General features: G+C 64.1%; 14 protein-coding genes. 7 read left to right on the top strand and 7 right to left on the bottom strand.

Annotated elements, in window-relative coordinates:
* Window positions 1–74: 74 nt before the first annotated feature.
* The 4 genes from L0963_RS07765 to L0963_RS07750 are packed head-to-tail and all read right to left on the bottom strand — an operon-like array spanning window position 75 to window position 2,282.
* Window positions 75–356, bottom strand: coding sequence for a hypothetical protein (locus L0963_RS07765; protein WP_186403242.1), 282 nt, complete (start codon window positions 354–356; stop codon window positions 75–77).
* A complete protein-coding gene (locus L0963_RS07760; RefSeq protein ID WP_234179040.1) occupies window positions 353–772 on the bottom strand; it encodes a VOC family protein in 420 nt (139 codons plus the stop codon). Before L0963_RS07760 ends, L0963_RS07765 begins: the two co-directional genes overlap by 4 nt.
* The gene (locus L0963_RS07755) at window positions 769–1,116 is read right to left on the bottom strand and encodes a hypothetical protein (RefSeq protein WP_186403244.1); all 348 of its coding nucleotides are present in this window, start codon (window positions 1,114–1,116) and stop codon (window positions 769–771) included. The genes L0963_RS07760 and L0963_RS07755 overlap by 4 nt, the downstream gene beginning before the upstream one ends.
* On the bottom strand, window positions 1,113–2,282 hold the full coding sequence (locus L0963_RS07750; RefSeq protein WP_186403245.1) for an isovaleryl-CoA dehydrogenase: 1,170 nt from the start codon (window positions 2,280–2,282) through the stop codon (window positions 1,113–1,115). Before L0963_RS07750 ends, L0963_RS07755 begins: the two co-directional genes overlap by 4 nt.
* Before the next feature lie 136 nt (window positions 2,283–2,418).
* On the opposite strand from L0963_RS07750, the gene cysD reads away from it, so the two are divergent.
* The 5 genes from cysD to L0963_RS07725 all read left to right on the top strand — a co-directional run bounded on the left by cysD (window position 2,419) and on the right by L0963_RS07725 (window position 7,591).
* Complete coding sequence (gene cysD, locus L0963_RS07745; protein ID WP_186403246.1) at window positions 2,419–3,324, top strand: sulfate adenylyltransferase subunit CysD; 906 nt, start codon at window positions 2,419–2,421, stop codon at window positions 3,322–3,324.
* A 117-nt stretch (window positions 3,325–3,441) separates the two neighbouring features.
* Window positions 3,442–5,343: a sulfate adenylyltransferase subunit CysN gene (cysN, locus tag L0963_RS07740; protein WP_234179039.1), complete on the top strand. Its 1,902-nt coding sequence runs from the start codon at window positions 3,442–3,444 to the stop codon at window positions 5,341–5,343.
* Window positions 5,344–5,346: 3 nt separating this feature from the next.
* Window positions 5,347–5,634: a DUF2061 domain-containing protein gene (locus tag L0963_RS07735; protein WP_234179038.1), complete on the top strand. Its 288-nt coding sequence runs from the start codon at window positions 5,347–5,349 to the stop codon at window positions 5,632–5,634.
* Window positions 5,631–6,374 (top strand): 3'(2'),5'-bisphosphate nucleotidase CysQ, encoded by a 744-nt coding sequence (locus L0963_RS07730; protein ID WP_186403249.1) that lies wholly within the window; start codon window positions 5,631–5,633, stop codon window positions 6,372–6,374. The genes L0963_RS07735 and L0963_RS07730 overlap by 4 nt, the downstream gene beginning before the upstream one ends.
* An 80-nt stretch (window positions 6,375–6,454) precedes the next feature.
* Complete coding sequence (locus tag L0963_RS07725; protein ID WP_186403250.1) at window positions 6,455–7,591, top strand: zinc-binding dehydrogenase; 1,137 nt, start codon at window positions 6,455–6,457, stop codon at window positions 7,589–7,591.
* Between the two features lie 79 nt (window positions 7,592–7,670).
* On the opposite strand, the gene L0963_RS07720 is transcribed toward L0963_RS07725, so the two are convergent.
* From L0963_RS07720 to L0963_RS07710, 3 genes are all read right to left on the bottom strand, one after another.
* The gene (locus tag L0963_RS07720) at window positions 7,671–8,756 is read right to left on the bottom strand and encodes a cell wall hydrolase (protein ID WP_234179037.1); all 1,086 of its coding nucleotides are present in this window, start codon (window positions 8,754–8,756) and stop codon (window positions 7,671–7,673) included.
* Between the two features lie 66 nt (window positions 8,757–8,822).
* Entirely contained in the window at window positions 8,823–9,743 is a 921-nt protein-coding gene (cysK, locus tag L0963_RS07715; protein WP_186403252.1) for a cysteine synthase A, read from the bottom strand.
* A complete protein-coding gene (locus tag L0963_RS07710) occupies window positions 9,740–11,029 on the bottom strand; it encodes an MFS transporter (RefSeq protein WP_186403253.1) in 1,290 nt (429 codons plus the stop codon). The genes cysK and L0963_RS07710 overlap by 4 nt, the downstream gene beginning before the upstream one ends.
* A gap of 128 nt (window positions 11,030–11,157) precedes the next feature.
* On the opposite strand from L0963_RS07710, the gene L0963_RS07705 reads away from it, so the two are divergent.
* Window positions 11,158–12,876: a DUF885 domain-containing protein gene (locus L0963_RS07705; RefSeq protein ID WP_234179036.1), complete on the top strand. Its 1,719-nt coding sequence runs from the start codon at window positions 11,158–11,160 to the stop codon at window positions 12,874–12,876.
* Window positions 12,877–13,058: 182 nt separating this feature from the next.
* The gene (locus L0963_RS07700) at window positions 13,059–14,054 is read left to right on the top strand and encodes a glycosyltransferase (protein WP_186403255.1); all 996 of its coding nucleotides are present in this window, start codon (window positions 13,059–13,061) and stop codon (window positions 14,052–14,054) included.

Raw genomic sequence — 14,054 nt, 5'->3', positions numbered from 1 at the left:
CGAAGCAATCTCCAGTCATCGGCCCGAGGTTGACTCGGGACGCTGGAGATTGCTTCGCTGCGCTCGCAAAGACGCTATATTTCTGATGCCTGCGGCGTCCCCGGCTTTTCCTTGAGGATCAGGTACCGGTAAACGCCGACGCAGTTGATGCACAGCAGCGCGATATTCTGCCAGCCGATGCCTTCGCTGTCGCTTTGCAGAAAGCCCCACGCGACGAGCGCGATGCTGCTGGTCACGAAAATGACGAAGGCCCAGCCGGTCGGGCGTCGCCCGAGATTGAGCGACACGATCAGCGCCGCGAGCGTTCCGGCCCCGGCGCCATAATATTGCAGCGCGTCGAGCAGCGTATCGCTCATCCGCCGGTCGCCCCGAACACGAACTCGAGCTTCAACCCGTCAGGGTCGGCAAAGAAGAGCGCATAATAGGTCGGTCCGTAGCGCGGATAATCGGCGGGGGCATCGAGGATCTTCGCGCCTATGCTGCGCAGCAAATCATGCAGCGCATCGACGTCGGCGCGGCTTTCGGCAGTCCAGGCAAGATGATGCAGTCCGGGCGAAAAGCGGTCGTGGCTCCGTAGCGCGCCGGGGCCATGCGCTTCGACGATCCCGATCGAATGGAACGGTTCGCCGTCGCGGTCCCAATCGCTGCCATGATCATAATCGGCGGCGCGCCGGTAGCCGAGAAAGCCCAGCACCGCATCATAGAAAATCCGCGACCGCGCCGCGTCGCGAACCGTCAGGTCGATATGGTGGACAAGGCCGCGCGCGCTCATAAGGCCCCGGCAATCGCGAGCAGTCCGGATGCGGTCAGAAACGGCCAGCCGATATGTCGGCCGCGCGTATATACGGCATCGAACAGGCCGGTCGCGGTCCACGCGGCCCCGATCAGCAGGATCAGACCGCGCGGCGTTCCGGGCCACAGGATCGACGCGGCGGACACCAGCATCAGGAGCGAGAGCGCATGCCATGCCAGACGAAACACCCGCCGCGCCAAGTCGATCCCCATGATTCCGCTGTCGAGCGACATCAACGGCCTGACAAGTCGCCTTTCGCCCAGCAAGCCGTGCACCAGGGCGGTCGCCACCATCAAGGTGGCCGACAGCCCCAGCCAGATCACGCGCCTGCGCCGATCAGTTCGCGGCCGATCAGCATGCGGCGGATTTCGTTGGTGCCCGCCCCGATGTCGAGCAGTTTGGCATCGCGCCAATAGCGCTCGACCGGCCAGTCCTTGGTGTAGCCCGCGCCGCCAAGCGCCTGGATCGCTTCGCCCGCGACCTTCACCGCGCTTTCGCTGGCCAGCAGGATGGCGCCCGCGGCGTCAAACCGCGTCGTCAGCCCGGCGTCGCATGCCTTGGCGACATTATAGACATAGGAGCGCGCCGACTGGAGCGCCACATACATGTCGGCGACCTTGGCCTGCATGAGCTGGAACGAGCCGATTGGCTTGCCGAACTGCTTGCGCTCGCGAAGATAGGGGATGACCGTGTCGAGGCAGCCCTGCATGATGCCGAGCTGAAGCCCGGCGAGCACGACGCGCTCATAGTCAAGGCCCGACATCAGGACGCCGACGCCGCCGTTGACCGGCCCCATCACCTGGTCCTCGCTGACCTCGCAATCGGTGAAGACGAGTTCGGCGGTCGGGGATCCGCGCATGCCGACCTTGTCGATCTTTTGCCCGATGCTGAAGCCCGGCATATCCTTTTCGATCAGGAAGGCGGTGATGCCGCGTGATCCCGCTTCGGGCGTCGTCTTGGCATAGACGACCAGCGTATCCGCACAGGTGGCGTTGGTGATCCAGAATTTGGTGCCGTTGAGGACATAGCCGCCCTGAACCGGCTCGGCCTTCAGCTTCATCGAGACGACGTCACTCCCGGCGCCGGCTTCCGACATCGCAAGGCTGCCGACATGCTCGCCCGAGATCAGCTTCGGCAGATATTTCGCCTTTTGCTCTTCATTGCCCCAGCGGCGGATCTGGTTGACGCACAGATTCGAATGGGCGCCATAGGACAGGCCGATCGCGCCGCTCGCGCGACTGACCTCCTCGACCGCGAGAACATGTTCGAGATAGCCGAGGCCGAGACCGCCCCATTCTTCCTCGACGGTGATGCCGTGCAGGCCCAGCGCGCCCATCTGCGTCCACAACTCGTCGCGAGGGAACCAGTCCTCGCGGTCGGCCCTGTCGGCCAGCGGCGCAATCTGCTCGTCGGCGAAGCGGGCGGTGGTGTCGCGGATCATCTCGGCGGTCTCGCCAAGGGCAAAATCGAAATCGGGTGTGGCGCGCATATCGTCCTCTGTTTCTGGTTTCGGATGCGACTAGCAGGAAGCGGGCGCGGTTTGAAGCGCAGCGGACAAGTCTGGCTTGCAAGGCGAAAAGGCCATACAGCTTGCGTGCCGCCATGGGGGTCGGCAAGGGCGGGGCATGATCGACACGCTTACCCATCTGGACCGTCTCGAGGCCGAAAGTATCCACATCATGCGCGAAGTGATGGCCGACGCCGTCAACCCCGTGATGCTCTATTCGGTCGGCAAGGACAGCGCGGTGATGCTGCATCTCGCGCGCAAGGCCTTCTATCCCTCGCCGCCGCCTTTTCCGCTGCTCCACGTCGATACGACGTGGAAATTCCGCGCGATGTACGAACTGCGCGACCGCATGGCCGCGGAATCGGGCATGGACCTGATCGTCCATCAGAACCCCGAGGCGAAGGCGCGGGGGATCAATCCGTTCGACCATGGGCCGCTGCACACCGACATGTGGAAGACCGAAGGGCTCAAGCAGGCGCTCGACCTTCACGGATTCGACGTCGCCTTCGGCGGTGCTCGGCGCGACGAGGAAAAGAGCCGCGCGAAGGAGCGCATCTTTTCCTTCCGCACCGCGAGCCACGGCTGGGATCCCAAGCAGCAGCGCCCCGAGCTCTGGAACCTCTACAACGCGCGCAAGGCGAAGGGGGAAAGTATCCGGGTCTTCCCGATCTCGAACTGGACCGAACTCGACATCTGGCAATATATCGCGCGCGAGAATATTCCGATCGTGCCGCTCTATTTCGCGGCGCCCCGACCGACGGTGATACGCGACGGGCTGTTGCTGATGGTCGATGACGACCGCTTCCCGCTACGCGACGGTGAAGAGCCCGTGATGCGCTCGGTGCGTTTCCGCACCCTCGGCTGCTATCCGCTCACCGGGGCGGTCGAAAGCGAGGCGACGACGCTCAGCCAAGTCATCCAGGAAATGCTGTTGACGACGACCAGCGAACGCCAGGGACGTATCATCGACAAGGATGGCGGCGATGCGTCGATGGAGAAGAAGAAGCAGGAGGGGTATTTTTGACCCGCCGCGTCAATCTTCAGATTGACGAAGGGTCAACCCCCGCGAAGGCGGGGGTCTCTTTCTGTATCAACGGACGAAGCGGGATTCCCGCTTTCGCGGGAATGACGAAGTAAGAATATGACCGACCCCATCTACGTCACCGACGCCCTGATCGCCGAAGACATCGACGCCTATCTCGCGAGTCACGAGCGGAAGTCGCTGCTGCGCTTCATCACCTGCGGCAGCGTCGATGATGGCAAATCGACGCTGATCGGGCGGCTGCTCTACGACAGCAAGATGATCTTCGAGGATCAACTCGCCGCGCTCGAGGCGGACAGCAAGCGCGTCGGCACGCAAGGCGGCGAGATCGATTTCGCGCTGCTCGTCGACGGGCTTGCCGCCGAGCGCGAGCAGGGAATCACGATCGACGTCGCTTATCGCTTTTTCACGACCGAAAAGCGCAAGTTCATCGTCGCCGACACCCCGGGACATGAGCAATATACGCGCAACATGGTCACCGGCGCGTCGACCGCCGACCTTGCCGTGATCCTTGTCGATGCGCGCAAGGGCGTGCTGACGCAGACGCGCCGCCACAGCTTTCTCGCGCATCTGCTCGGCATCCGGCATATCGTGCTTGCGGTGAACAAGATGGACCTTGTCGGCTATGACAAGACGGTCTTCGATCGCATCACGCTCGCCTATCGGGCCTTCGCGAGCGAGATCGGCATTACCAATTTCACCGCCATCCCCATCTCGGGCTTCAAGGGCGACAATATCACCGCGTTGTCGGCGAACACGCCCTGGTTCAAGGGCCCGGCGCTGATCGAGCATCTCGAAACGGTCGAGATCGGCGGCACCGCCGACGAGGCGAAGCCCCTCCGGATGCCCGTTCAATGGGTCAATCGCCCGAACCTCGATTTTCGGGGTTTTGCTGGGCAGCTTGCAAGCGGCAAGGTCAAGCCGGGCGACGCCGTCCGCATCCTGCCGAGCGGGAAGACGACGACGATCGACCGAATCGCTACGCTCGATGGCGATCTGGACGAGGCAGTGGCGGGCCAGTCGGTGACGCTGACGCTGACGGACGAGGTCGATTGTTCGCGCGGCGATGTCATCGCAGCCGCCGATGCGCCCCCCGAAGCCGCCGACCAGTTCGAAGCGACGCTCGTCTGGATGGCGGACGAGGCGATGATTGCGGGCCGCGCCTATTGGCTGAAGCTTGCGACGCAGAGCGTTTCGGCAACCGTGCAGGCCCCGAAGTACGAGATCAACGTCAACACGCTCGACCGGCTGGCCGCAAAGACGCTGGACTTGAACGGGATCGGGGTGGTCGAGGTGTCGACCGACAAGCCGATCACCTTCGAAGCCTATGCCGACAACAAAACGCTCGGCGGCTTCATCCTGATCGACAAACTGACCAACGCGACGGTGGCCGCCGGGATGCTGCACTTCAGCCTGCGCCGCGCACAGAATGTCCATTGGCAGGCCGGCGACATCGATCGCGACATGCGCGCGAACCTGAAGAACCAGCGCCCGGCGCTGCTGTGGTTTACCGGCCTGTCGGGGTCGGGCAAATCGACGATCGCGAACCTTGTCGAAAAGAAGCTGCACCGGATGAACAGGCACAGCTTCCTGCTCGACGGCGATAACGTCCGCCACGGGCTCAACAAGGATCTGGGTTTCACCGAAGCCGACCGGATCGAGAATATCCGCCGCGTCGGCGAGGTTGCCAAGCTGATGACCGACGCCGGGCTGGTCGTCATCACCGCCTTCATCTCGCCCTTCCGCGCCGAGCGCGAAATGGTGCGCGCGATGCTGCCCGAGGGCGAGTTTCTCGAAATATTCATCGACACCCCGCTGGCCGAGGCGGAACGGCGCGACGTCAAGGGCCTCTACAAGAAGGCACGGGCGGGTCAGCTCAAGAATTTCACGGGAATCGACAGCCCTTATGAGGCGCCCGAGGCGCCGGAGATTCGCATCGACACGACTGCGATGACGGCAGAGGAGGCCGCCGACCTCATCGTCGAACGGCTACTGGGCTAACCGGTGCTGCTGTTCCGGGGCCGCGAGGCGCACAGCCGGTCTTTCGCCAAGGCGGTCAGCTGGCGCGCTCTGGGCAGCATCGACACCTTCATCCTCAGCTACATCTTCACCGCCAATGTGAAGGCCGCCGGCGCGATTGCGAGCACCGAGGTGCTGACCAAGATGCTGCTCTATTATGTGCACGAACGCGCGTGGAGCCGCGTGACCTGGGGCATGGACAAGGCGCCCCGCGAGTCAGAAACCGAAAGGCTTGACGAACGCGGCGACGAAGGCTCTGGCACGCAGCCATGACCGAGAATGACGAACAATTGGCGGCGCGGCTCGCCGACGCCGCCGGCCGTATCCTGCTCGATCTGCGCGCGGCGGGCGATCTTGCGGGCAAGGCGCTGGGGCAGGCGGGTGACGAGGCCGCCAACGCGATGCTCTGCCGCGAACTTCGCGCGGCGCGTCCCGACGATGCGCTCTTGTCTGAAGAGGAAAAGGACAATCCGGCGCGCCTTGCCAGTCGCCGCGTGTGGATCGTCGATCCGCTCGACGGCACGCGCGAATATGGCGAGGGCCGGTCCGACTGGGCGGTGCATGTTGCGCTCGCGGTCGATGGCGTCGCCAGCGTCGGCGCGGTCGCGTTGCCGGGGCTCGGGCTGACGCTGACCTCGGGCGCGCCGACCGCATTGGCGCCTGCCAACGATCCGCTGCGGATGCTTGTCAGCCGCACCCGCCCCGCTGCGGAGGCGGTTCAGGTCGCCGAACGGATGGGCGCAGAACTGCTTGCGATGGGCTCGGCCGGAGCGAAGGCCATGGCCGTGGTGCGCGGGGAGGCCGACATCTATCTGCACACCGGCGGCCAATATGAATGGGACAATTGCGCGCCCGTTGCGGTTGCGCAGGCTGCGGGGCTGCACGTCAGCCGCGTCGATGGCTCGCCGCTGCGCTACAACAATGCCGATACCTATCTGCCCGACCTGCTCATCTGCCGCCGCGAACTGGCGGATGAGGTGCTGCGCCTCGCGTCGGAATATTCGCCCGGCTGAACCGGGCGGCATTGCCAGCGGCGGCCCTTCGCCCTAACCCGTTGCATCGAGAAACCAAATCACGCCAAGGGAGACGTGCGATGACCGATTTGCCCGAAACCAATCTGACGATGCTGACGCTCGCCAAGCCGGAGGGCGAGCTCGAAGTCTATTTCGAACGCCGCCCGATGCCCGAGCCCAAGCCGCACGAGGTGCTGGTGAAGGTTCTCACCACGCCGATCAACCCGTCCGACCTTGGCCTGCTGTTCGGCGGTGCCGACATGACAAGCGCGCGCGCCGGCACCCGCGATGGCTTGCCGATGATCACCGCCGATATTCCGCCGCCCGGCATGCGCGCGATGGCGAGCCGGATCGGCGATGCGCTCCCGATCGGCAACGAAGGGTGCGGCATCGTCGTTAAGGCGGGGTCCTCGCCCGAGGCGCAGGCTCTGATGGGCAAGACCGTTGCACTGCTTGGCGGCGAGATGTATGCTGAATATCGCTGCCTTCCCGTTCAGATGACAATGCCGTTGCCCGACGGCACCGATCCGGTCGATGGGGCATCCTGCTTCGTCAATCCGCTCACCAGCCTTGCTTTCACCGAAACCATGCGGATGGAGGGTCATAACGCGATCGTCCACACAGCGGCGGCGTCGAACCTCGGCCAGATGCTCGTCAAGATCTGTGCCAAGGACAATATCCCGCTCGTCAACATCGTGCGCAGCGCGGCGCAGGTTGAATTGCTGAAGGGGATCGGCGCGACGCATATCGTGAACAGCAGCGACGATGATTTCGTCGACCAGCTCGTCGCCGCGATCACCGAAACCGGCGCCACGATCGGCTTCGATGCGATCGGCGGCGGCAAGCTTGCGGGGCAAATTCTCGCGGCGATGGAAGCGGCGGCGGTCAAGCGCATGACCAGCTACAGCCGCTATGGCTCGGACACCTTCAAACAGGTCTATATCTACGGCGCGCTCGACCTCGGCCCGACGCTGCTCAACCGCAGCTTCGGCTTCAGCTGGTCGCTCTCGGGCTTCCTGCTCACGCCCTTCCTGCAAAAGGCGGGGATGGAGACGGCTATGCGGATGCGTCAGCGTGTCGTCGACGAACTGACGACGACCTTCAAGAGCCATTACAGCCACCAGATTTCGCTGGCCGACGCGCTCAACCTCGACGTCGCGCACGCCTATAATGCGAAGCGCACGGGCGAGAAATATTTGATCCGTCCGCACGGCTGAGCGCTGGAGCCTTCAAACGGGCTGCAGCTTTGCGAGCGAAGCGATCCGGGGTTGCTTAAACCAGGCTGGATTGCTTCGCTCAGCGTTTCATGCACTGCCGCGTATCGTCGCGCGCATATTCGCTGCAGTTCCACAGTGCCTTTTCAAAGCCCGATTTTTCGTCGCGCAGATAGGAAAAGCTCATCGCCGCGCGCTGCATGTCGTTCATCGCGTCGCTGTCAGGCTTCATGATCGGGTTGGTCCAGCCCATGAACTTGCAATAGGCGCGCTCGCCGCACAGCCGCAGCGCAAGCGCAACGAAGCTTTCGGGCGTCGCGCGGCGGTCGAGTTGGACATAGATGGCATCGCGCCCCACCGCGTCTCCGGCGCCCGTCACCAGCTTGACCGGGCCAATGCTGGCGGCGCCTTCGGCAAGATCGCTTGGCGGCGCGAGGGCAAGCGCATGGGCGGGCGACAGGGCCGCCATCTTCGCAATGGGCGCGTCATTCGCCGACACCGCGCCGCGGAATGCGCCGGGCGTTCCCCAGAAACCGGGCCAGCGGAAAAACAGATGCGTGCCTTCGCTCGCGATCTTTTCCAGACTGTCGCTCCAATAGGGGCGCACCCAGTCGGTGTGATAATGCGTCGCCAGCCCGACTTTCGGATCGATCAGTCCGGAGAGCATGCGGTCGGCATTGCTGCGCGCGCGCGTCCATGCGGCATCCGAATAGCGGCGATTGAGCGCGCCGTCGCAGGTGAAAGTGAACTGGCAGCCGGTGGTGCGTTCCGATCCCTGGAAAACCACCCCGCAGATCGTCTTGGGGAAGGCAGGGTGCCGGACGCGGTTGATGACCACCTGACCGACCGCAAGCTGCCCCTTGCCATCGTCGCCGGCCTCGTAAAGCATCGCCGCTGCCATGCAGTCGCGGGCACGGTCGCGCGCCTCGCCCGCGCCGGGATAGACGAACGGGCGCGCTGCGACGAAACCCTTGGTCACAAAGGGTATGCGGTCATTTTCGGCGCGCGCATCCTGCTCGGTAACCGGGGCGAACTCCATCGGCTGGACGTCGGGCACGACGTTGGCGGGCGGCGCAACGGGGTGCGGCATCACCGGCAGCGGGCGGCTCGCCTGTCCGCTGAAATGCAGCACCGCGGCAATCGCCGCGAAGCTAAAATGCGCGAACAACCAGCCGCGCCATTCGCGCGGGCTATACGCCTTATCCGGATGCTCCGCGGGGAGCATGGCTGCTGCTCAGATCTCCGGCAGGAAGTCAGGCACCGACAGATAGCGCTCGCCGGTGTCATAGTTGAAGCCGAGGACGCGGCTGCCCGCCGGAAGCTCGGCGAGCTTCTGCTTGATCGCCGCCAGCGTCGCGCCCGACGAGATGCCGACGAGCATTCCTTCCTCGGTCGCCGAGCGCCGCGCCATCTCCTTCGCATCGGCCGCATCGACCTGGATTACGCCGTCGAGCAGGTCGGTATGCAGGTTACGCGGGATGAAGCCGGCGCCGATGCCCTGGATGGGGTGCGGGGCAGGCTGGCCGCCCGAGATGACCGGCGAAGCGACGGGCTCGACGGCATAGACCTTCAGATTGGGCCAATGCTGTTTCAGGAACTGCGCAACGCCGGTGATGTGGCCGCCGGTGCCGACGCCGGTAATCAGCGCGTCGATCGGCGTGTCCTTGAAATCGTTCAGGATTTCGGGGCCGGTGGTCCGGACATGGATGTCGATGTTCGCCTCGTTCTCGAACTGCTGCGGCATCCAGGCACCGGGGGTGGTTTCGACCAGCTCGATCGCCCGCTCGATGGCGCCCTTCATGCCTTTTTCGCGCGGCGTCAGATCGAAGGTCGCGCCATAGGCCAGCATGAGGCGGCGGCGTTCGAGCGACATGCTTTCGGGCATGACGAGGATCAGCTTATACCCTTTGACCGCAGCCGCCATCGCGAGGCCGATGCCGGTGTTGCCCGACGTCGGCTCGACGATGACGCCGCCCGATTTCAGGCTGCCGTCGCGCTCGGCCGCTTCGATCATCGCCAGCCCGATACGGTCCTTGATCGACCCGCCCGGATTGGCGCGTTCGGACTTCACCCAGACTTCGGCATCGGGAAACAGCCTCGCGACGCGAATGTGCGGCGTGTTGCCGATGGTTTCGAGGATCGAATTGGCTTTCATCGAGGGTCTGCCTTGAATTGGGGTTCAAATGTTCGCGCGTGGCGCAGTTCGGGGAACAGGCGCGACCATAGCGCCGTCACACCGACCGCCGCAAGACCGCCAACGACCACCGCGCTCACCGGGCCAAGCACCGCCGCCATCGCGCCGGCGCGCATTTCGCCCAATTCGTTCGACGCGGAGATGGCGAGACCCGACGCCGCGCTGACGCGGCCGCGCATATGGTCGGGTGTGTTGAGCTGGATCAGCGTCCCGCGCACGAACACCGAGAACATGTCGGCAGCGCCCATGGCCACGAGCAGCGCGAGCGACAGCAGGAAGTTGGTCGACAGGCCGAAAGCGACCGTCCCGGCGCCGAATGCCGCGACCGCCCACAGCATCTTGACCCCGACGTTGCGCTCGATCGGCCGCCACGCGAGGCCCAGTGCGATGATCGCCGCGCCGACCGCGGGGGCCGCGCGCAGGAAGCCGAGCCCTTCGGAACCGGTATGCAATATGTCGCGGGCATAGACGGGAAGCATCGCCGTCGCGCCCGACAGGATCACCGCGAACAGGTCGAGCGTGATGGTGCCCAGCAGGAAGCGCTCGGTCCAGACGAATTGCAGCCCGTCGACCATCTCGCGCAGCGGATGCCGGCGCACTTCGGGAGGCGGCGGCAGCACCGGGCGGACCCTGCTGACCGTGAAGGCTGAAAGGACCAGCAAGGCGGCTGCGAAGATATACACCGACGTCGGGTGAACGGCGTAGATCAGGCCGCCCGCCGCCGGCCCGATCACCGACGCCGATTGCCAGGCGATACTGCTCATCGCGATCGCGCGCGGCAGCACCGTTGGCGGCACGATATTGGGCGCGATCGCGCTCATCGCCGGTCCCGAAAAGACGCGGGCGACGCCGTGCAGCGCCGCGAGGGTGAAGAGCAGCGGAAGCGTCAGCCCATCGGTCCAGGTGAACCAGCCGAGCGACGCGGCGATCGTCAGGTCGATCATGTTGGAAAAGATCGCGACGCGCCGCCGCTCGAACCGGTCGGCGGCCCAACCCGCGACGGGGGTCAGCAGGGCAAGCGGAATGAACTGGACGAGGCCGAGCAAGCCGAGCTGGAACGACGCTTCCTTGATCGACATGCCATAGCTGGAGCGCGCCGTATCATAGAGCTGATAGCCGATGACGACGACCATCGCGATCGTCGCCATGACCGCGGTGAAGCGCGCGAACCAGTAATAGCGATAATCGGCGAAACTGAGCGGGGAGGGGGGCTTCGACGGGCCGTCGATGGAGGAGGAAGTGGCCATTGCGATTTGCCCTAACCGTCTTTTGGCGCCTGTCCAGCATGCTTTGTCGCCGCCGTTCGTCGATTATCGGGTGCAGCCCGTTGGACGCGGTGGCAGACAGTCGCCATCGATCAAGGGAGACGCATCGAATGACACGTAAATTTGCCCGCTTCGGCGGCGCGGCGATGGCCGGCGCGCTGCTCGTGCTTGCCGCATGCAGCGCCGAAAAGGCGCCGCAGTCCGCCGGATCCGCCGCCAATTGGACCGAATTTCGCGACCAGTTTCTTGCCGGCTATTTCCCGTTGAATCCCAATTTCGCGGTCTATCAGGGCAAGCATGAGTTCGACGGTCAGCTTCCCGACTGGTCGGCGGAGGGATTGCAGAAGCAGATTGCTTTCCTCGAAAAGACGATCGCCGATGCCCAGGCATTCAACGGCAAGATGAGCGATGCCGAGAAATTCGAGCGCGATTATCTCGTCCATGTCGCGCAGGGGCAGCTCTTCTTTCTGAAGGACGCCGATTTCCCGCATAAAAACCCGGCCTTCTACGTCGGGCAGCTCGACCCCAACGTCTATATCTCGCGTCCCTATACCGATCCGGCAACGCGGATGAAGGCGTTCATTTCCTACGCCGAAAAGGTTCCGGCGGCCGCTGCGCAGATCAAAGCGAATCTGAAACTGCCGATGCCCGCGACCTTCGTCAAATATGGCAGCGCCGGCTTTGGCGGCTTCGCGGACTATTACACGGGTGATGCCAAGGCCGCCTTTGCCGATGTGAAGGACCCTGCGCTGCAAAAGCAGTTCGACGAGGTTGCGGCCAAGGCGGCCGCGGCGATGAAGGATCTCGCCGCCTATGTGGCGTCGCAGCCGGGCAGCGCCGACGGCTGGGCGCTCGGCGCCGACAAATTTTCGAAGATGCTGCTCACGAACGAAGCGGTGGACACGCCGCTCGACGAACTCGAGCGGATCGGCCAGGCCGACCTCAAGCGCAATCAGGATGCGTTGAAGGCGGCGTGCGCGACCTATGCCGCCGGTATGACGATCGCCGATTGCATGAAAAAGATGGGGTCTGACAAGCCCGCCGATGGTCCGGTGGCCGAGGCGCGGCGCCAGCTTCCGATGCTGCGCGCTTTCCTTGTCGAAAAGGATCTCGTGTCGATCCCGGGAACGGAACAGGCGCAGGTCGAGGAATCGCCGCCCTACAACCGCCAGAACAGCGCCTATATCGATATCCCCGGACCCTATGAGAAGGGCCTGCCGTCGGTCTATTACATCTCGCCGCCGGACCCGAGCTGGGACAAGCAGACGCAGCTCGACTTCGTACCGGGGAAGAAGGATCTGCTCTTCACCTCGGTCCATGAGGTCTGGCCGGGTCACTTCCTCAATTTCCTGCATTCGAACCGGGCGGAAAGCATCTTCGGCAAGCTGTTCGTCGGCTATGCCTTCGCCGAGGGCTGGGCACATTATACCGAGGAAATGATGTGGGACGCGGGGCTCGGCGATGGCGACCCCGAAACGCACATCGGCCAGCTTTCGAACGCGCTTCTGCGCAACTGCCGCTACCTGTCGGCGATCGGTCTTCACACCAAGGGAATGACGGTCGCGGATTCGGAAAAGCTGTTCAAGGAGCAATGCTATCAGGACGAGGGCAACGCGCGGCAGCAGGCGGCGCGCGGCACCTATGATCCGCTCTATCTCAACTACACGATGGGCAAGCTCATGATTCGCAAGCTGCGCGAGGATTGGACCAAGGGGGACAAGACGAAGTGGAAGGCCTTCCACGACGAATTCCTCTCCTACGGCGGTCCGCCGATCCCGATGGTGCGCGCGGCGATGATGAAGGAAGCGAGCCCGAAGGCGGTTTTCTGATCGCATTCAGCGCGCAAGGTGCCGGCTGACCGTTGGTTGGCCGGCACCGACCTGCCCCATTTTGGGGCTGCTCGGACATGGTTAAGCCAAATTGACGGTCTTGCTGGCCGCGGATAATGGCAAAACGATATCGTCCCAGCAGTTGCCCCATCAGCTGACTGGCTTTTTGAAAGTCGGTCCACATGTCTGCATCGCGGCTCAGTGTCGTCATGCCCATGTATAATGCGGCGCGCTTTGTCGAGGCGGCGATCGACAGTATCCTGGCCCAGACGATGGGCGATTTCGTCTTTTACATCGTCGATGACGGTTCGACCGACGCGTCGGGGGACATCGCCGCACGCAAGGCGGCAGCCGATCGGCGGATCAGGCTGATCCGTCAGTCCAATCAGGGCATCGTTGCGAGCATGAACCGCATGCTTGGGCTGGTCGAAACGCCCTTCGTGGCGCGTATGGATGCCGACGACATCTCGCTGCCCGACCGCTTCGCGCTGCAACTGGCGCATTTCGACCGGACGCCGACGCTCGGCGCGCTCGGTGGGCAATATGTCGAGATCGACAATGGCGGGCGCCGGCGGAGCGGCCATTTCCGGCAACCGGTGGGCTGCGATGACGTGCGCGCCGAACTCGAACTGCGACCCGCGGTCGCCAATCCGACTGTGATGTTCCGCACCGATGCGTTGCGAAAGGCCGGGCTCTACCGTCCAGCGTTCGGCTATTGTGAGGATTACGACCTCTTCCTGCGTCTTTCCGAGATTGCCGACATCGACAATCTGCCGGAAACGCTGCTGCTCTATCGCCGATCGCCGGAACAGATGAGTGTCGCCAACAACGCGCAGCAGACCGAACAGGCCGCCTATGCCCGGCTCGCGCATCTGGTGCGCAAGACGGGCGCCGCCGATCCCTTTCGCGATATGGAGCGGTTGCCGCCGCTCGCCGATCTCGATGCGCTGCTCAAAAAGCCCGGCATCGGACGCATGGTGGAGACCGATATCATCGCCGCGCGCCGCTATGCTGTCGCCAGCATGGCCGACAGCGAGTTCGTCGACTATTGCAAGCGGCTGGCGAGCGGCGTGCGGCTGGAGGCCGCGACCCGTACGGTCGTGCGCTGCCTCGTCAATCGGCGCGTCGATCGGGCGTTCCGCTTGGCGAGTTCGCTCGTCGCCGGGGTTTTCGTCTGA

Origin of the sequence: Sphingopyxis sp. NFH-91 (assembly GCF_021401285.1) — a bacterium.
GTDB classification, from domain to species: domain Bacteria; phylum Pseudomonadota; class Alphaproteobacteria; order Sphingomonadales; family Sphingomonadaceae; genus Sphingopyxis; species Sphingopyxis terrae_A.
Note: the sequence above shows the minus strand (reverse complement) of the source record. Positions and strands in the feature narration are given on the sequence as shown.

Bases quoted from the DNA above. Each gene is read 5' to 3' on its own strand.
- L0963_RS07765 (WP_186403242.1), bottom strand. From the start codon at position 356: ATGAGCGATACGCTGCTCGACGCGCTGCAATATTATGGCGCCGGGGCC.
- L0963_RS07760 (WP_234179040.1), bottom strand. From the start codon at position 772: ATGAGCGCGCGCGGCCTTGTCCACCATATCGACCTGACGGTTCGCGAC.
- L0963_RS07750 (WP_186403245.1), bottom strand. From the start codon at position 2,282: ATGCGCGCCACACCCGATTTCGATTTTGCCCTTGGCGAGACCGCCGAG.
- cysD (WP_186403246.1), top strand. From the start codon at position 2,419: ATGATCGACACGCTTACCCATCTGGACCGTCTCGAGGCCGAAAGTATC.
- cysN (WP_234179039.1), top strand. From the start codon at position 3,442: ATGACCGACCCCATCTACGTCACCGACGCCCTGATCGCCGAAGACATC.
- L0963_RS07730 (WP_186403249.1), top strand. From the start codon at position 5,631: ATGACCGAGAATGACGAACAATTGGCGGCGCGGCTCGCCGACGCCGCC.
- L0963_RS07725 (WP_186403250.1), top strand. From the start codon at position 6,455: ATGACCGATTTGCCCGAAACCAATCTGACGATGCTGACGCTCGCCAAG.
- cysK (WP_186403252.1), bottom strand. From the start codon at position 9,743: ATGAAAGCCAATTCGATCCTCGAAACCATCGGCAACACGCCGCACATT.
- L0963_RS07710 (WP_186403253.1), bottom strand. From the start codon at position 11,029: ATGGCCACTTCCTCCTCCATCGACGGCCCGTCGAAGCCCCCCTCCCCG.
- L0963_RS07705 (WP_234179036.1), top strand. From the start codon at position 11,158: ATGACACGTAAATTTGCCCGCTTCGGCGGCGCGGCGATGGCCGGCGCG.
- L0963_RS07700 (WP_186403255.1), top strand. From the start codon at position 13,059: ATGTCTGCATCGCGGCTCAGTGTCGTCATGCCCATGTATAATGCGGCG.